The sequence below is a fragment of the Phenylobacterium sp. genome, assembly GCF_025934275.1.
Lineage (GTDB): Bacteria > Pseudomonadota > Alphaproteobacteria > Caulobacterales > Caulobacteraceae > Phenylobacterium.
Window position 1 is genome coordinate 42,258 of sequence record NZ_JAICYI010000012.1, and the last position, 17,149, is coordinate 59,406.

General features: G+C 71.9%; 16 protein-coding genes. 7 read left to right on the forward strand and 9 right to left on the reverse strand.

Features of this window, described 5'->3' with window-relative positions:
* Positions 1–15: 15 nt before the first annotated feature.
* From Q0W60_RS04945 to dusB, 6 genes are read right to left on the reverse strand one after another with little or no spacing between them, the layout of a single operon-like run.
* Positions 16–879 carry a D-amino-acid transaminase gene (locus tag Q0W60_RS04945; protein ID WP_297693147.1) on the reverse strand — a complete coding sequence of 288 codons (864 nt, stop codon included), beginning with the start codon at positions 877–879 and terminating at the stop codon, positions 16–18.
* Between the two features lie 40 nt (positions 880–919).
* Positions 920–2,311, reverse strand: coding sequence for a sigma-54 dependent transcriptional regulator (locus Q0W60_RS04950; RefSeq protein ID WP_297693149.1), 1,392 nt, complete (start codon positions 2,309–2,311; stop codon positions 920–922).
* A gap of 9 nt (positions 2,312–2,320) precedes the next feature.
* Positions 2,321–4,546 (reverse strand): PAS domain-containing sensor histidine kinase, encoded by a 2,226-nt coding sequence (locus Q0W60_RS04955; protein ID WP_297693151.1) that lies wholly within the window; start codon positions 4,544–4,546, stop codon positions 2,321–2,323.
* A 58-nt stretch (positions 4,547–4,604) separates the two neighbouring features.
* Positions 4,605–6,026, reverse strand: coding sequence for a nitrogen regulation protein NR(I) (gene ntrC / locus Q0W60_RS04960; RefSeq protein ID WP_297693153.1), 1,422 nt, complete (start codon positions 6,024–6,026; stop codon positions 4,605–4,607).
* A 4-nt stretch (positions 6,027–6,030) separates the two neighbouring features.
* Positions 6,031–7,143, reverse strand: coding sequence for an ATP-binding protein (locus tag Q0W60_RS04965; protein WP_297693155.1), 1,113 nt, complete (start codon positions 7,141–7,143; stop codon positions 6,031–6,033).
* Complete coding sequence (gene dusB / locus Q0W60_RS04970) at positions 7,140–8,147, reverse strand: tRNA dihydrouridine synthase DusB (protein ID WP_297693157.1); 1,008 nt, start codon at positions 8,145–8,147, stop codon at positions 7,140–7,142. The genes Q0W60_RS04965 and dusB overlap by 4 nt, the downstream gene beginning before the upstream one ends.
* Positions 8,148–8,238: 91 nt before the next feature.
* Between dusB and Q0W60_RS04975 the strand changes: the two genes are divergently transcribed.
* Entirely contained in the window at positions 8,239–9,384 is a 1,146-nt protein-coding gene (locus Q0W60_RS04975) for a bifunctional 2-C-methyl-D-erythritol 4-phosphate cytidylyltransferase/2-C-methyl-D-erythritol 2,4-cyclodiphosphate synthase (protein WP_297693159.1), read from the forward strand.
* Between the two features lie 14 nt (positions 9,385–9,398).
* On the forward strand, positions 9,399–9,971 hold the full coding sequence (locus Q0W60_RS04980; RefSeq protein WP_297693182.1) for a glutathione S-transferase family protein: 573 nt from the start codon (positions 9,399–9,401) through the stop codon (positions 9,969–9,971).
* On the opposite strand, the gene Q0W60_RS04985 is transcribed toward Q0W60_RS04980, so the two are convergent.
* Positions 9,972–12,266, reverse strand: a complete 2,295-nt coding sequence (locus Q0W60_RS04985; protein WP_297693161.1) for a fused MFS/spermidine synthase — start codon at positions 12,264–12,266, stop codon at positions 9,972–9,974.
* A gap of 86 nt (positions 12,267–12,352) precedes the next feature.
* Between Q0W60_RS04985 and Q0W60_RS04990 the strand changes: the two genes are divergently transcribed.
* The 5 genes from Q0W60_RS04990 to Q0W60_RS05010 all read left to right on the forward strand — a co-directional run bounded on the left by Q0W60_RS04990 (position 12,353) and on the right by Q0W60_RS05010 (position 15,969).
* Positions 12,353–12,844 (forward strand): CinA family protein, encoded by a 492-nt coding sequence (locus tag Q0W60_RS04990; RefSeq protein ID WP_297693162.1) that lies wholly within the window; start codon positions 12,353–12,355, stop codon positions 12,842–12,844.
* Positions 12,845–12,964: 120 nt separating this feature from the next.
* The gene (locus Q0W60_RS04995) at positions 12,965–13,753 is read left to right on the forward strand and encodes a sulfite exporter TauE/SafE family protein (protein ID WP_297693164.1); all 789 of its coding nucleotides are present in this window, start codon (positions 12,965–12,967) and stop codon (positions 13,751–13,753) included.
* A 36-nt stretch (positions 13,754–13,789) separates the two neighbouring features.
* Positions 13,790–14,323, forward strand: a complete 534-nt coding sequence (locus Q0W60_RS05000) for a DsrE family protein (RefSeq protein WP_297693165.1) — start codon at positions 13,790–13,792, stop codon at positions 14,321–14,323.
* 6 nt (positions 14,324–14,329) lie between these two features.
* The gene (locus tag Q0W60_RS05005) at positions 14,330–15,016 is read left to right on the forward strand and encodes a c-type cytochrome (RefSeq protein WP_297693167.1); all 687 of its coding nucleotides are present in this window, start codon (positions 14,330–14,332) and stop codon (positions 15,014–15,016) included.
* Positions 15,013–15,969, forward strand: coding sequence for a c-type cytochrome (locus Q0W60_RS05010; RefSeq protein ID WP_297693169.1), 957 nt, complete (start codon positions 15,013–15,015; stop codon positions 15,967–15,969). The genes Q0W60_RS05005 and Q0W60_RS05010 overlap by 4 nt, the downstream gene beginning before the upstream one ends.
* 34 nt (positions 15,970–16,003) lie before the next feature.
* On the opposite strand, the gene Q0W60_RS05015 is transcribed toward Q0W60_RS05010, so the two are convergent.
* Entirely contained in the window at positions 16,004–16,531 is a 528-nt protein-coding gene (locus tag Q0W60_RS05015; protein WP_297693171.1) for a type II toxin-antitoxin system RatA family toxin, read from the reverse strand.
* Positions 16,532–16,542: 11 nt separating this feature from the next.
* Positions 16,543–17,149 (reverse strand): lipoyl synthase (locus tag Q0W60_RS05020; protein WP_297693174.1); only part of this gene is annotated, 607 nt, incomplete at its 5' end.

Here is a 17,149-nt window from a genome sequence, read left to right on the forward strand (position 1 = left end):
CGAGCGCCGCCCTGGTCAGACCGACGTCGCCTGGGCGCGCTCGATGTAGAGGCGCCGAAGCTTCAGGGCGAGCGGACCGGGCCGTCCCTCGCCCACCGGGGTTCCGTCGACCGAGATCACCGGCAGCACCAGCGCGCCCGCACCGGTGACGAAGGCCTCCTGCGCATGCTTGGCCTCGTCCGGCGTGAACGGCCGTTCGTCGAGCGCGAGCCCCTCCTCGGCGATCACGTCCATCAGCGTGCGCCGGGTGATGCCGCGCAGGATGTTGGCGTTGGTGTCGCGGGTGCGCAGCCGCCCGTCGCGGTCGACGATCCAGGCGTTGGACGATGCGCCCTCGGTGACAAACCCCAGCTCGTCGACGAACCAGGCCTCGTAGGCGCCGGCCGCCCTCGCCTTCTGCTTGGCGAGCACGTTCGGCAGCAGCCCCACGGTCTTGATGTCGCAACGCCCCCAGCGGCTCTCCGGCGTGGTGACGACGCCGATCCCCTTGGCGGCCTTGGCCTCGGTTGCGGCCCGGTCGACGGCGTTCACAGTGATCACCATCGAGGGCGGGACGTGCCTTGCGGGGAAGGCGTGCTCGCGCGGGGCGACGCCGCGGCTGACCTGCAGATAGGCCAGCCCCTCGCGCACGCGGTTGCGCCTGACCGCCTCCTTCAGCACCAGCGTCAGCGCCTTGCGGCTCATCGGCATGGCGATCGAGAGCTCCGAAAGGCTGCGCTCCAGGCGGGCGAAGTGTCCCTCGGCGTCCGAAAGCTTGCCGTCGAACAGCGCCCAGACCTCATAGACCGCGTCAGCCAGCTGGTAGCCGCGATCCTCGATGTGGACCATGGCTTCGCCGTGCGGCACGAAGCGGCCGTTCACATAGGCGACCCGCCCCATCACTCCCCCCGCCTTCGCCGGGATGCCCGGTAGGGGCCCATCAGCCGACTTCCTCCTCGAGCTGGCGCGCGCCGGAGAGGCCCAGCGACTTCAGCTTCCGGTGCAGCGCCGAGCGCTCCATGCCGATGAAGGCCGCTGTGCGCGAGATGTTGCCGGAGAAGCGCAGCATCTGGGCGTTCAGGTACTCCCGCTCGAAGACCTCGCGCGCCTCGCGAAGCGGCAGCGAGATGATCCGCTCGGCGCCCAGGCTGGTCGCCTGGTCGCTGACCGTCGCCTCGGCCGGCAGCATGTCGGCGGTGATCGGATCGCCGGCGAGGCCCGGCGCGAGGATCAGGATGCGTTCCACATTGTTGCGCAGCTGGCGCAGGTTGCCCGGCCAGGCGCGCACCTGCAGGGCGGCGACCGCATCGTCGGCCAGCCGCCGCCGGGCCAGCCCCGAGGCCTCGCAGATCCGGCCGATGAAATAGTCCACCAGCTCGGGGATGTCCTCGCGCCGCTCGGCGAGGCCCGGCACGTTCACCGGCACCACGTTCAGCCGGTGGAACAGGTCCTCGCGGAACCGACCGGCGGCGATCTCCTCGCGCAGGTCGCGCGAGGTCGAGGAGATGACGCGGACATCGACCTGGACGTCCGAGGCGCCTCCCACCCGCCGGAACCGCTGCTCGACCAGCACGCGCAGGATCCGGCTCTGCGTCTCGCGCGGCATGTCGGCCACCTTGTCGAGGTAGAGCGTGCCGCCGTGGGCCTGCTCGAAGACCCCGATCTTGGCCGGCCGGCCGCCCTCTCCTTCCTCGCCGAACAGCTCGATGTCGATCCGCTCCGGCGTCATGCCGGCGGCCGAGAGCACCACGAACTCGCTGCGGGCGCGGGGCCCCGCCGCGTGGATCATCCGCGCCACCGTCTCCTTGCCGGCCCCGGCCGGCCCGGAGATCAGCACGCGGCTGTTCGCCGAGGCGAGCTTGGCCACGATGTTGCGCAGGTGCTGGGCCGCCATCGAGCGGCCGATCAGCCCCTCCGGCGTCAGCGCCTGGGCGCGCAGCCGGCGGTTCTCGCGGCGCAGGCTGGTGGCCTCCAGCGCGCGCTCCACCACCAGCAGCAGGCGGTCCGACTTGAACGGCTTCTCCAGGAAGTCGTAGGCGCCGCGCTTGATGGCGCTCACGGCGGTCTCGATGTTGCCGTGGCCGGAGATCATGATCACCGGCAGGTCCGGATCCAGCGCCTTCACGAGGTCCAGCAGCTCGAGCCCGTCCATGCCGCCGCCGGCCATCCAGATGTCGAGCACCAGCAGCGCCGGCTTGCGGGCCCTGACGGCGGCGAGCGCCGATTCCGAATCCGTCGCGGTGCGCACGGCGTAACCCTCGTCGGAGAGGATGCCGGCCACGAGGTCGCGGATATCGGCCTCGTCATCGACCACCAGAACGTCAGACGCCATCACCCACCCTCACGCCGTGGCCTTTGCCGAGACGGTCTGCGGACGAACCCGCGCCGCCGGAGGAAGTCTCAGGATCGCCAGGGCGCCGCGCTCCTCGCGCGCGTCGGCGAGCTCCAGCTCGCCCCCGTGGTCTTCCAGGATTCGCTTGACGATGGCGAGCCCGAGGCCGGTGCCCTTCTCGCGCGTCGTCACATAGGGCTCGGTCAGCCGGTCGCGATCCTTCGACGGCAGGCCCACGCCGTTGTCCTCGACCTCGAACACCACGCCGCTGTCGTCGGCGTTGAGTCGTGCGCGAATGCGGCCCTCGAGCCGCGGCTCGGCGGCCTGCCGCGCGCCCACCGCCTCGGCGGCGTTCTTCAGCACGTTGCCCAGCGCCTGGGCGAGCATCCGCTCGTCGGCCAGCACCGGCACGCGCGGCGGCGGCTCCTCCAGCTCGACGTCGATGTCGGGGCTCGCCACCCGCTGCGCGAACACCGCCTGGCGGAGCAGCTCGGCCGCGTCGTGCTCGGCGAACTTCGGAGCGGGCATGCGCGCGAAGGCGGAGAACTCGTCGACCATCCGGCCTATGTCGCCCACCTGGCGCACGATCGTGTCGGTGCAGCGGTCGAAGGTCTCCACCTCGCCCTGCGGCACGTTGCGGCGGAACTTCTTGCGCAGCCGCTCGGCGGAGAGCTGGATCGGGGTGAGCGGGTTCTTGATCTCGTGGGCGATGCGGCGGGCGACATCGCGCCAGGCGGCGTTGCGCTGCGCGGCGACCAGCCGGGTGATGTCGTCGAAGGTCAGCACCAGGCCCCCTTCGATGCGGCTCGCCCGCAGCCGCAGCCGGCGCGTCTCGCGGCCGCGCACGACGTCGACCTCCGCCTCGCCCGCGCCCGCCCTGCCGGCGGTCTCCAGCACCTCGGCGAATTCCGGCGCCACCTCGGAGAGCCTGCGGCCGCGGCCGTGATCGCCCGGCAGCGCCAGCAGGTTCACGGCCTGGCGGTTGGCCGCCGAGATGCGGCCGCGGGCGTCGAGGCCGATCACCCCGGCGCTGACGCCGGCGAGGACGGTCTCGATGAACTGGCGACGCTCCTCGGCCTCCAGGCTGGCCCGCCGAAGCGCCTCCTGCTGCACCTGAAGATCATTCGTCATACTGTTGAATGCACGCGATAATACCGCAATCTCTTCTGGATCGTTGTCGGCGTCGACGCGGGCGCTGAGGTCGCCGCCCGCGATCCGCCCCGCCGCCTGCACCAGCCTGGCCACCGGCCCGGAGATGGCGTTGGCGGACCACAGGCCGAGCCACACGGCCGCCACCAGCACCAGGAGCGCGGTCTCGGCATAGGACAGCGCGAAGATCGTCTGGATGCGTTCGCGGTTCTGCGCCGCCTCGCGGTAGGAGACCAGCGCGCCCTCGGCGTCGCGCAGGTGGTTCAGGATGCCCTTCTCCAGCGGCCGGACCACGTAGAGGTAGGCGTCGGGAAAACCGCGCAGTCGATAGACGGCCCGCATCAGGTCGGTGGAATCGAAGGCGGGAACGGAGATGTCGCCCTCGTCGGCGGCCTTGAAGCTGGACTCCGGCGGCATCACGAAGGGCGGCGCATCGGCCGTCTCGGCGCGGGCTAGCACGCGCCCCTGGCGGTCGATCAGGTAGGCGGCCGGGAAGGCGTGGTAGGAGGCCAGCACCGCGAGGTAGTGGCTGAACGCGATCGGGCTGGTCTGCAGGCTCGAAGCCTCGCGGTTCAGGTCCGCGGACATCAGCGTGACGTGGTCGCCGATGTAGCGCTTCTGGTCCCCCACGTAGGACCGGGCCACGGTCGCCGAGTTCTCCACCACCGTCTGAACGCGCTGGCTGAACCAGTTCTCGACCCCGCGGCTGACCAGCACGCCGTAGAACAGCGCCACCACGATCGCCGGCGCGAGCGCCGCAAACGCGAACAAGGTGACGAATCGCAGGTGCAGCCGCGCGCCCGGATCGCGGTCGCGGGCGCGAAGCAGGGCGGCGAACCTCAGCGTCACAACCGTGGTCAGCCCGAGGATCAGGACGAGGTTGACGCTCAACACCGTCAGGATCGGCTGGCTGGCCGGCCCCAGCGGCCCCGTCTCGGGCGGCGAGGCGGCGAGCAGGATGGCGAGCCCCGTCAGCCCGGCCGCCAGCCCGTAGCTGCAGGCCAGCAGGAGGCGCGATTGGATCAGGCGCTGCAGGCGCTCCACGACGGACGCGCCGCCGGGAATGGGCTGGGTGAGCAGGGCCATGAGGGCCGGAGCCTAAGCAACTGTGCTCCAAACTCAACAGCGATGTTGCACTATGGTGTCAGCGACGCCCGCGACTGATTTCCACGCCCAGGTCCTGGATCTTCTTGCGAAGCGTGTTGCGGTTGAGGCCCAGGATCTCGGCCGCGCGCACCTGGTTGCCGCGGGTGGCCGACAGCGTGAGCTGGATCAGCGGCCGCTCCACCTCCTCCAGCACCCGGTCGTAGAGTCCCGGCGGCGGCACGCCCTCGGGCTGGTCGGCAAAGTAGCTGGAGAGCTTGCGCTCCACGAGTTCCGAGAGCGTCGCCGGCCGATCCTCGCCGTGGTTCGCCGGCTGCAGGTCCTCCAGCTCGCGCTCGACGATGCGCGCGCTTATCAGGTCCTCGGCATAGAGGGCGCAGATCCGGCGGACCAGGTTCTCGAGCTCGCGCACGTTGCCGGGCCAGGGATGCAGCTTGAGCCGCTCCAGGGCGCCGCCGTCGATGGTCTTCGCGGGAAGCCCCTCGCGGTTGGCCCGCAGCAGGAAGGCGCGGGCGAGGTCCGGGATGTCCTCCACCCGGTCGCGCAGCGGCGGCAGCCGCAGCGGCGCGACGTTCAGGCGGAAGAACAGGTCCTCGCGGAACAGCCCCTGCCGGATCAGGCCCCGGAGGTCGCGGTTGGTGGCCGCGATGATGCGCACGTTCGGCCGGCGGCCGGTCTTGGGATTGATCGCCGGCTCGGAGCCGTCGATGACCCGGAGCAGCCGCGTCTGGGCGTCGAGCGGCATGTCGCCGATCTCGTCCAGGAACAGGGTCCCGCCGTCGGCCTCCACCAGCTTGCCGGCCGCCCCGTCCTCCTTGCCGAACAGCTCCGCCTCCACCCGCTCGCGCGGCACGGCGGCCAGGTTGATCACCACGAAGCGGCCGTCGCGGCGGCGGCCCATGTCATGCAACGCGCGGGCGACCAGCTCCTTGCCGGTCCCGGACTCGCCGGTGATCAGCACGGTCAGGTCGGCGCCGACCAGGCGGGCGACGGTGCGATAGACCTCCTGCATGGGCGCCGAGCGGCCGATCAGCGGCAGGCGATCGTCGCGGATGGCGCGGGCCTGCGCCTTGGCGGCCTCCGCATCGGCCGGCTTCGAGAGCGCGCGTCTCGCCGCCGAGGTCATGTCGTCGAGGTCGAACGGCTTGGGCACGTACTCGAAGGCGCCCACCTCCGCGGCGTTCACCGCCGTGACCAGGTTGTTCTGGGCGCTCATCACGATCACCGGCAGCTTCGGCCGCTGCTTGCGGATGCGCGGCAGGACGTTGAACACGTTCTCGTCGGGCATCACCACGTCGGTGACCACGAGGTCCCCCTCCCCGTCCGAGACCCACTTCAGCAGGGTCGCGGCGTTGCCGGTGGCCCGCACCTGGTAGCCGAGCCGGGTGAACGCCTGCGAGAGCACGAGCCGGATCGAGGCGTCGTCGTCGGCGATCAGGATCTTCTTGGCGGCGGCGTTCATGGGCTCAGGCGTCCTCTTCGGCGGCGATCGGCAGGAGCACCCGGAAGACTGTCCGTCCGGCTTCGGATTCGAAATCGATCAGCCCGCCGTGCGCCGCGGCGAGCTTGGCGACCAGCGCCAGGCCGAGGCCTGCGCCGTTCGGCTTGGAGGTGACGAACGGCTGGAACAGGTGCTCGCGCAGGTGCGCCGGCACGCCGGGCCCATTGTCCTGGATGCGGACCTCGAGCGGGGCGCCGCGCAGCGACTGCCCGCGCGTGGAGCGCACGCGCACGCCATGCCGGTAGGCGGTGTGGATGGTGATCTCGCCACGCCCGTCGCCGCGGGCATGGGCGGCCTCGGCGGCGTTCTTCACCAGGTTGAGGAAGATCTGGATCAGCTGGTCCTCGTCGCCCAGCACCGGCGGCAGCGACGGGTCGTACTGCTCGCGAAGCGCCAGTCCGTCGGCTACGCCGTTGGCGGCCAGCGCCCGCACGCGGTCCAGCACCTGGTGGATGTTGATCGGCGCCAGCGCCGGCAGCACGTCCTCGGAGAAAGCCTCCATCCGGTCGACCAGGCGGGCGACGCGGTCGGTCTCGTCGACGATCAGCTGGGCGAGCGGGGCGTCCTCGGCCTTCGCGCCCGACTTGAGGAGCTGCGCCGCGCCGCGGATGCCGGCCAGCGGGTTCTTGATCTCGTGCGCCAGCATGCGCCCGAGCCCCGAGATCGCCGGCAGGCCCGCGGCCTCCGCCCCGCCCCGCTCGACCCCCAGGCCGGTGCGCACCGTCAGCGTCAGCAGCAGCGAGCCGTCGCCCAGCGGGGCGGCCGCCCCGTCCGCCTCGAACGGCGGCAGGCCGAAGAGGTTGATCTCCAGGCCGCGCTCGCGCACCCGCACGCCCTCCGCGCGGGCCCGCTCCAGCAGCGCCGCCAGCGCCGAGCCGGGCGGCAGGGCCGAGAGGAAGCGCCCGCGCGCCAGCAGGCTCAGGCCATGGCCGAACAGCGCCTCGGCCGCCTCGTTCACCGCGGCCAGCGCGCCGGCGGCGTCGACCACCATCGAGGGATCGGGGCTGAGGTCGAAGGCCGCCGCCTTCAGCGCCTCCGCGTCGGGCGCGCGGGCCGGATTCAGGGTCTGGGGGCTCATGCGGCGAGCCGCCGTTCCGGACCGGTCCACAAAGCGCTCAGCGCGCGCACTACGGCGCGCGGCTCCTCCAACCGGCAAAGCTCGGCGCGGGCCGCGCGGCGGGCCTGCGGATCGGCCGGCCACGGCGCCTGGTCCACATAGGAGGCCAGGTGCTTGCGGAAGATGCGCAGCCCGAGCCGGTCGCCATAGAAGCGCAGGCTGTCCTCGAAGTGATCCAGCGCGATGGCGAGCCGCGCCTCCGCGCCGGGCGCGGCGAACCCGCCCCCCGCGAGCTCCGCCTCCAGCTGGGCGGCGATCCACGGCCGCCCATAGACGCCGCGGCCGACCATCACCGCATTGGCGCCCGAGGCCCGCAGGGCCGCCCGGGCGCTCTCGCCATCTGCGATGTCGCCGTTGACGATCACCGGGATCGCGACGGCGGCCTTCACGTCGCGCACCGCCCCCCAGTCCGCCGAGCCCTTGTAGAACTGGCGCCGCGTCCGGCCGTGGACCGTGACCGCCTGCGCGCCCAGCGCCTCCGCCCGGGCCGCGAGCTCCGGCGCCGTCTTCGAGAGCTCGTCCCAGCCGAGCCGCATCTTCACCGTCACGGGCACGTCCACGGCGTCCACGGCCGCGGCGATCAGCCGCTCGGCGAGCGCCGGCTCCCGCATCAGCGCCGAACCGCAGAGCGCCCCCGTCACCTCCTTGGCCGGGCAGCCGAAATTCAGGTCGATCACCTGGGCGCCCGCAGCGGCGGCGAGCTTCGCGCCTTCGGCGATATGCGTCGGATCGCGTCCGACCAGCTGCACCACCATCAGCGGCAGGCCCTCGCCCACCGCCGCCCGGCGGACCACGTCGGGGCGGCCCTTGGCGAACTCGGCGCAGGCCACCATCTCGGTCGCCACATAGGCCGCACCCAGCCGGCTGGCGGCCCGGCGGAACGGCAGGTCGGACACGCCGGTCATCGGCGCGATCCAGCATCGCCCGCCGATCGCCACCGCCCCGATCTTGACCGTGCTGCTCATTTTCTAGTCATCCGCGCCGCCGGCTTTTTAGGCAAGCTGCACGACGCCGTAAAGCTGGAACAGGCGTCGCAGGAGCCCTAAGAACGTCGCCATGAGCTTCGCGGCGGTGGTGGTCGCAGCGGGCGCGGGCCTGCGGGCCGGCCCGGGCGAGCCGAAGGTCTGGCGCACCCTCGGGGAACGGCCGATCATCCGGTGGTCGGTCGAGGGCCTGTTGTCGGCTGGCGCGGCGGAGGTCGTCGTCGTGGTCGCGCGCGAGCGGCTTGGCCAGGTGGACGAGGCGCTGGCGGGGCTCGAAGGTTGGCGCGCCGTCACCGGCGGCCGCACCCGCGCGGACTCGGTGCAGGCGGGTCTCGCGGCCATCACCGCTGCGCGCACCCAGCCGGTGCTGGTGCACGACGCGGCCCGCCCGTTCGTCGCCCGGGCGCACGTGGACCGGCTCCTGGCGGCCCTCGACGTCGCCGACGGCGCCGTGCCCGCCCTGCCCGTCCCCGACACCCTGAAGCGCGGCGAAGGCCTGGTGGACGAGACCGTCCCGCGCGAGGGCCTCTACCGGGCGCAGACGCCGCAGGCGTTCCGATTCGGGCGCCTGAAGGCCGCCTATCGTCGCTGGCCGACCGGCGAGGAACCCACCGACGATTCGTCGGTCATGGAGCGCGCCGGCGGGCGCGTCGCCATGGTCCCGGGCGATCCGATGCTGATGAAGCTCACCTATCCGGAGGACTTCCTGCTGGCCGAGCAGCTCGCGGCCTCGCGACGCATCGTGCGCACCGGCCTCGGCGTCGATGCGCACCGGTTCGGGCCGGGCAACGTGGTCTGGCTCTGCGGCATCCGCATCGAGCACGAGCTGGGGCTGGTCGGCCATTCCGACGCCGACGTCGGCCTGCACGCCCTGACCGACGCGGTTCTTGGGGCGATCGGCGAGGGCGACATCGGCGAGCATTTCCCGCCCAGCGACCCGCGCTGGAAGGGCGCCTCCTCGGACCAGTTCCTGCGCCACGCGGTCTCGCTGCTGGCGCGGCAGGGCGGCCGCATCCTCAACGCCGACCTGACGCTGGTCTGCGAACGACCCAAGGTCCGGCCGCATCGGCAGGCCATGCGCCAGCGGATCGCCGATCTGCTGGGCGTCGGGGTCGAGCGGGTGAGCGTCAAGGCCACCACGACCGAAGGCATGGGCTTCACCGGCCGCGAGGAGGGCCTGATGGCGCAGGCGGTGGTCTCGGTGGAGACGCCGCCCTGAGCCGGCCCGAGAGCCTGACCCTCTTCTATGCGCCGGGCGCGAGCTCCATGGCGCCGCACATCGCGCTGCACGAGATCGGCGTCCCGTTCGAGGCTCGGCCCGTCTCGTTCCGCAGGGACGAGAACCACACCGCCGAGTTCCTGGCGCTCAACCCGGAAGGCAAGGTGCCGCTGCTGCTGATCGACGGGAGCCCGCTCACCGAGGTCGCGGCGATCCTGTTCTACCTGGGCGGCCGCTTTCCCGAGGCCGGGCTCTGGCCGCAGGATCTGGAGGCGCAGGCCCGGGCGGTCTCCTGGATGTCGTTCATCGCTTCGGCCGTGCATCCGGCGCGGCGCCAGGGCCTGGAGCACGCCCGCAAGATCTACGCGATCGCCGACGCGAAGCTCGGCGCCGGCTGGGCGGTTGACGCGTACGGCATGGCCGACATCCACCTGTTCCGGCTGTTCTGGCGGTTCCGCAACTCGCTGCGCCCCCCGCCCGGCGAGTTCCCGAACCTCGAGGCGCACTACCACCGGATGATGGCCCGCCCGGCCGTTCAGAAGACCATCGAGGTCGAGACCGCTGCGGGCTACGAGCTGCCGGCCTAGCTAGGGCAGCCAGGTGATCCGCTCCTTCAGTCGGCGGTAAAGCGCGCCCGGCACGTTGGTGTAGTCGTCGGTCCACGCGCGGGCCAGCAGGGGATCGATCGGCTTCCAGCGCTTGTCGGCGCGGAATCCGGCCAGCGCCTCGCGCGACTTGGCGAGCACCAGGGCGTCCTCGCTGGACTCCCAGGCCGCCCGATCTCGCGGCGCCGCGACGTGCTCCTGCAGCAGGGCCGCGGCGCCCGCCATCCTGGCCACCGCCATGGCCGGCGCCTTCAGGTCGAGGTTGCGGTTCGAGAGATGCAGGATGACGACGCCGTCCGGCTTCAGGTGCGACAGGTAGCCCCGTACGGCCTCGACCGTGAGCAGGTGGGCGGGCACCGCGTCGGAGGAGAAGGCGTCGATCAGCAGGATGTCGAAGACGCCGGGCGGCTGTTTGGCGAGCGTCAGGCGCGCATCGCCCACGACGTAGTCGATCGGCCCCTTGGCGCACTCGGTGGTGTAGCTGAAGTACCTCGGGTCGCTGGAGATGCGGATCACCAGCGGATCGATCTCGAAGAACGTCAGGTGGTCGCGCGGCCGGACGTAGGCCGCGACCGAGCCGGTCCCCAGGCCAACCGCGCCGATCCGCAGGTTCGGCTTGGCCGCCGCCTTGGCCAGGAACACCTGCCCGATCGGCGTGCCGGGCGCGTAGTAGACCAGCGGCCGGCAGCGGTACCTCGGATCCACGGCCTGCGCACCGTGCAGGGTGCTGCCGTGCGTCAGCATCCTCACCCGACCGCCGAGCGCCGCCACCTGGAAATCCGACTCGCGGACCACGCCGAAGAAGCTGCGCCAGGTGTGCTCGGTGTCGACCCGGTCGGCGGCGGCCTGCGCCCCTAGCGAGAGCACCGCGATCGCCGCGCAGAACAGCAGCACCCGGTCGCGGATCAGGAACGCCGAGATCGCCGCCGCGCCCAGCGCCACGCGCGCGGCCACGACCACGAGGTCGAAGCTGCTCAGCTGGCCGATCGCCAGGCGGGCCGAGGGGTGGGCGCTCGCCAGGGTCACCAGCACCGGGGCGGCGACGCCCGAGACGGCGCTCAGCACCAGCAGCGCCCAGTGACCGAGCCGGACCTCGCCTTCGCCCGGCCGCGCCAGGCAGGAGAGCGTCAGCACCAGCGGGTATTCCCAGACGTTGTCGAAGATCGCCGGCGCGACGAACGCGTTGAAGGCGCCGCCCACCACGCCGCCGATCGAGAGCCACAGGTAGAACTCGGTCAGTCGCGCCGGCGGCGGCCGGCGGGCGACCAGCCCCTGGTGGCAGACGAGCGCGGTGAAGAAGAAGGCGGACAGGTGCACGCCGAGCTGCAGCAGGAAACCGTTCGCCTTGAACGGCAACAGGGCCGCGCAGCCCGCCACCGCCGCCGCCTGGACCACCAGCGCGATGTGCTGCGGGATCGCGGGCTTCGCCTGGAAGGCGATGATGAAGGTGAGCAGGTAGAGCGCGAGCGGCCCCACCCACAGGAACGGCGCGGAGGCGACGTCGGTCGTCAGATGCGTCGTCACCCCCAGCATCAGGCTGGACGGGATGGCGGCGAGCGCGAGCCAGATCAGCCGCTCGCGCCAGGTGATGGCGGGCGTCTGGGCCGCCGCGCCGACGCTCGGCTCGGGCCCGTCAACGGCCGGGGCGCGGGCGCAGACCACGGCGAGCGCCGCAAGCAGCAGGGCGAAGGCCACGTAGCCCGTGCTCCAGCCGAGCGTCTGCCCGCGCACCGTGAACACCGGCTCGACGACGATCGGGTAGGCCAGGAGCGCGATCAGGCTGCCCAGGTTGCTGGCGGCATAGAGCACGTAGGGCTCCTTGCCCGGCTCTTCCGCGCCCACGGTCTGGGCGTACCACGCCTGGGTCAGCGGGGCGGTGGCCGAGAGGATGGCGAACGGCGGCCCGATCGAGACGGCGAGCACGCCCAGCAGCCACAGCGCCGGATGCGTCCACGACGGCGAACCGAACAGCTCGTGCACCTTGAGCGGCAGCACCAGGGCGGCGATGGCGACCAGGGCCAGATGGATCACCGCCTGGGTCCGCACGCGACGGATCCGCTGCAGCAGGTGGGCGTAGGCGTAGCCTGCCAGGAGCGCCGCCTGGAAGAACGCCAGGCTGGTGTTCCAGACCGACGGGCTGCCGCCCAGCAGCGGCAGCACCAGCTTGGCCACCATCGGCTCGACCATGAACACCAGGGCGGCGCTGGCGAACACCGTCACCGCGAACAGCGCGGGCGGGGCGCGCAGGGCGCGGGTTTCGACGGCGATGGTGGTCATGGCGCGAATCGCCTTGATGCAGGTGCGGGAGCGATGTTCTGTCTCGCCGAACCCGAGCTTATGAGCCGTTAAGAGGGCGCCGAAACATGTTCTCGCTGGAGATCGTCACCCTGGCCCGTCTGCTGGTGGACGAGGCGCGGGAGCGCTCCTTGCGCATCGTCACCGCCGAGAGCTGCACGGGCGGGCTGGTGGCCGGCGCGATCTGCCAGGTGTCCGGCGCCTCCGACGTCTTCGAGCGCGGCTTCGTCACCTATTCCAACCGCGCCAAGCAGGAGCTGCTGGGCGTCCCCGGCGACCTCATCGCCGACCTTGGCGCGGTCTCCGAGCCGGTGGCCCGGATGATGGCCGAGGGCGCGCTCGAGAACTCCAACGCCCACGTCGCGGTCGCCGTCACCGGCGTCGCGGGCCCGGGCGGCGGCACGCCCATGAAGCCGGTCGGCACCGTCCACATCGCCACCGCCCGCTCCAACCAGGCCCTGATGCACCGCGAGGAGTTCTTCGAGGAGGAGACCCGCGAGGCCATCCAGCTCGCCGCCGTCCAGTCGGCCCTGCAGGCGCTGCGCGACCGGGTGGCCTGAACGCGCGATCGGGGCGTGGGGAGTCGCTGAACGAAGCTCTTCCTGGGCTCGCCCTTCTGGTCGGAGGCCGGCGGCCCAGCTAAGCCTTGGAGCGGCCGATACAACGATACTCAGCAAACGATGGTCCTTCATGACCTCCTGACCGTCCTTTCGGGCGTCGTCGTGGGATTCGCCCTCGGCCTGATCGGCGGCGGCGGCTCGATCCTGGCCGTTCCGCTGCTGCTCTACGTCGTGGGCGTGAGCGATCCGCACGTAGCGATCGGCACGAGCGCGCTCGCCGTGGCGGTCAGCGCCTTCGCCAACTTCGCCCAGCACGCGCGCGCAGGAAACGTGAAATGGCCCTGCGCCTTGACGTTCGCCGGCGCAGGCGTGGTCGGCGCCTTCATCGGCTCGACGGCCGGCAAGCTGACGAACGGACAGCACCTGCTGGCGCTCTTCGCCCTCGTGATGATCGCGGTCGGCGTCTCCATGCTCGTGCGCCGCGGGCCCGATGGGGACCCGCACGTGCGCCTGACGCCCCGCATCGCCCTCAAGCTGGCGGTTATCGGCTTCAGCGCGGGCATGCTCTCGGGGTTCTTCGGGATCGGCGGCGGATTCCTCATCGTTCCCGGGATCATGCTCGGCAGCGGCATGCCGATGATCTACGCGGTGGGCTCGTCGCTCTTCTCGGTCGGGGTGTTCGGGCTCTCGACCGCCGCCAATTACGCGCTCTCCGGGCTGGTGGACTGGCGGATCGCCGCGATCTTCATCGGCGGCGGGATCGTGGGCGGCTTCCTCGGCATGCGCCTGGCCATCCGGATCGCGAGCCGGCGCGGCGCCCTGGCCCGGATCTTTGCTTTCGTCCTGTTCGCGGTCGCGGCATACATGCTCTATCGCAGCGTGGGACCGCTTCTCGCCGCCCGCGCCTGAGCCGATCAAAGGGGTGGGGCGGAACTGGGTGTGCGCATGAAGGGGATCATCGTCATCGCCGCGGCGGCGGCCGCCATCTGCACGACGGCCACGCGGGCCGAGACCCGCGCCATTCCGGACTACGGCCGCTTTGCGCCCGTGCCCGAGGGCAAGGAGCGTCCCGACCCCACGCGCGACTACAAGGTGATCTTCGAGGTGTCGCAAGGACCGCTCGATGCGACGAAGCCGCTCGAGGGGCTGGAGAGGGTCGCCCGGCTTGTGAATCTCCTTGCCGCCAACGGGGTGGGCGCGGACCACCGGCACATCGCGGCCGTGCTCGACGGCGACGCCACCGAGGCCGTCATGACCGACAAGGCCTTCGCCGCGCGCCACTCCGGCGCGACCAATCCCAACGTCCGGCTGATCGACGAGCTGCGCGCCGCAGGCGTCAGCGTGCGCGTCTGCGGCCAGGCCATGGCGGGACACAAGATCACGCCGCCGGAGGTTGTTCCGGGCGTCGAGATCGACCTCTCGGCCCTGACCACGGTGGCCAACAAGCAACTCGAAGGCTACGCCCTCATCGAGGAGTAGCTGGCGATGAGCGGTCGACGGTTCGCCGCGGCCGGCCTGGCGCTGCTGGCGTGCCTAGGCGCGGGCGCGACAGCCGCCCGGGGGGCTGCCGCCGCCGATTCCGGTCGCCAGATCGCCGCGCGGGGCCTCGCGAGCGGCGTCCCCGCCTGCGGCTCGTGCCACGGCGCGGCCGGCGAGGGTCTGGCCGTCCAGCAGGCTCCCCGGCTCGCCGGCCTGGACGCAGGCTATCTCGCCGAGCAGCTCGACCGCTTCGCATCCGGGGCTCGGAAGAACGACGTCATGGCGTCAGTGGCCAAGGCGCTGACGCTCGATGAGCGGCGCGCCGTCGCCGCCTATTTCGCACGCCTGCCGACGCCGTCTCTGACGCCCCATCCTGCGGCGCAGAGCGACCTGGCTCGCGGTCAGGCGCTGGCCGAGCGCGGCGATTGGGCGGCGAATGTCCCCGCCTGCGGGGCCTGCCACGGACCTGAAGGCCGGGGCGTCGGTGCGGTGACGCCGCCGCTGTCCGGCCAATCCCAGGCCTACCTCTCCGCCCAGCTCGCCGCCTTCCGGACCGGCGCGCGCCGAAGCGACACGCTGGGGCTCATGAACGGCATCGCCGCGCGACTGTCGCCGGCGGACCTCCAGGCGGCCGCCGCCTACTACGCCAGCCTGCCGGCCGGCGCGCCGGCCCGGACCGGGGCGGGTCGATGAGCGGCTGGAGCGTCAGGACCGCCGCCATCGCCGGGCTCGTGGGCGTGGCGGTCTTCGGCGCCGGGCTTCTGGCCGGCCGCCTCGGCCAGCACCGGCCGGCGCCTTCGACGCCGTCCGTCGCGTCGGGGAAGAAGCCGTTCAGCCCGCCGCCCGACGGCGCCTTCCCGCACACCCCCTTCGGCCGGGAGGCTGCGCTCGGGCGCGAGATCTTCGTCGATACCGGCCGCGCGGCCCCGCAGTTCGTCGGCAACGACCTCAAGTGCGTCAACTGCCACCTGGACGCCGGCCGGCTGCCCAACTCCGCGCCGATGTGGGCGGCCTACGTGATGTTTCCGCAGTACCGGGCCAAGAACGGACACGTGAATACTTTCGCCGAGCGGATCCAGGGCTGCTTCCGATACAGCATGAACGGCAGGGCCCCGCCGCTGGGCGACAAGGTCCTCGTGGCGCTCGAGAGCTATGCGGCGTACCTGGCGACCGGCGCGCCGCATGGGGCCAGCTTGCCGGGCCAGGGCTATCCGAAGCTCAAGCCCGCTCCCTTGCCGCCGGACTCCGGCCGCGGGCGCGGCGTGTACACGATGTACTGCGCGATGTGCCATGGTCCGGACGGCGCGGGACAGAGCTCGGGCGCCGCGGTTGTGTTCCCGCCGCTGTGGGGTCCCCGGTCCTACAACTGGGGCGCAGGCATCGCGCAGATCGACACCGCCGCCGCCTTCATCAAGGCCAATATGCCCTACAGCCAGGGCGGGCGGCTCTCCGATCAGCAGGCGTGGGACGTCGCCGCCTACATCGACAGCCGGCCCCGCCCGCAGGATCCGCGCTATACCGGCTCGGTCGCCGAGACGCGCGCCCGTTTTCATAATTCGGCGCAGTCGATGTACGGCAAGGCGGCAAGCGGCGTGCTCCTGGGCGGCGACGGTCCGCCGAAGCCGTTCGCGCCGCGCGCCCGGTAAGCGCCCCGGCGGCGTCGGCTAAGGTTGCTGCTCCCTACCGGAGGTTGCGCGCGGCCGGTTGCCGGGCGCCCAGCCTCGCCTGCGCTTCGGGCTGCGTCTCGACCGCGGGCGGGGCCTCGCCGTAGAGCGACCTGGCGCGGGCCTCGAAGCAGCCCATCAGCTTGTCCACGGCGTGCGCGAAGTTGGCGGTCAGCACGGCGCCGAGCAGACGCGACTTGAACTCGAAGTCGATGTCGAACTCCACGCGCGTGCAGCCGTGGCCGGCCTCGAGGAACCGCCAGCGGTTCTCCAGCTTGCGGAACGGCCCGGAGAGCAGCGTCACGTCGATCTGCCGGTTGATCGCGTCGCGGCGCACGCGGGTCGAGAACCGCTCCTTCAGGAAGGCGAAGCCGACGCCCGCCTCGGCGTCGACGGCGTCCACGCCCTCGCTAAGGTGGCGCGCGTTCCAGGTGCGCATGCCGTTGATCCACGGCACGAACTCCGGATAGGCGGCCACGTCGCCCACCAGCTGGAACAGCTCGTCGGGGCCGTAGGGCAGGAGCTTGGAGACGTGGTGCCGCAAGCGCGCGCGCCTTAGGCCGCTGCGTGCCTTGCGGCGCGCGCCGCCCGCAGGCGGGCGAAGTCCTCGCCGGCATGATGCGAGGAGCGGGTGAGCGGGCTCGCCGCGGCCATCAGGAATCCCTTGGCCCTGGCGATCTCGGCCAGCGCGGCGAACTCGTCCGGATGGACGAAGCGGTCGATGGCCGCGTGCTTGCGGCTCGGCTGCAGGTACTGACCGATGGTGATGAAGTCGACGCCGGCGGATCGCATGTCGTCCATCACCTGCATGACCTCCTCCTTGCTCTCGCCGAGACCCACCATAACGCCGGACTTGGTGAACTGGCTCGGATCGCGCTCCTTCACGCGCTCCAGCAGCCGCAGCGAGTGGTAGTAGCGCGCGCCCGGCCGGATCGAGAGGTAGAGCCGCGGCACGGTCTCCAGGTTGTGGTTGAAGACGTCGGGCCGGGCCGCGATCACGCTCTCCACCGCCGCGACCGGCTTGCGCGCGAAGTCCGGCGTCAGGATCTCGATCGTCGTCTCGGGCGCGGCGGCCCGGATCGCCAGGATCACCGCCACAAACTGCCCCGCCACGCCGTCAGGCAGGTCGACGCGGTCCACCGCGGTGATCACGACGAGCAGA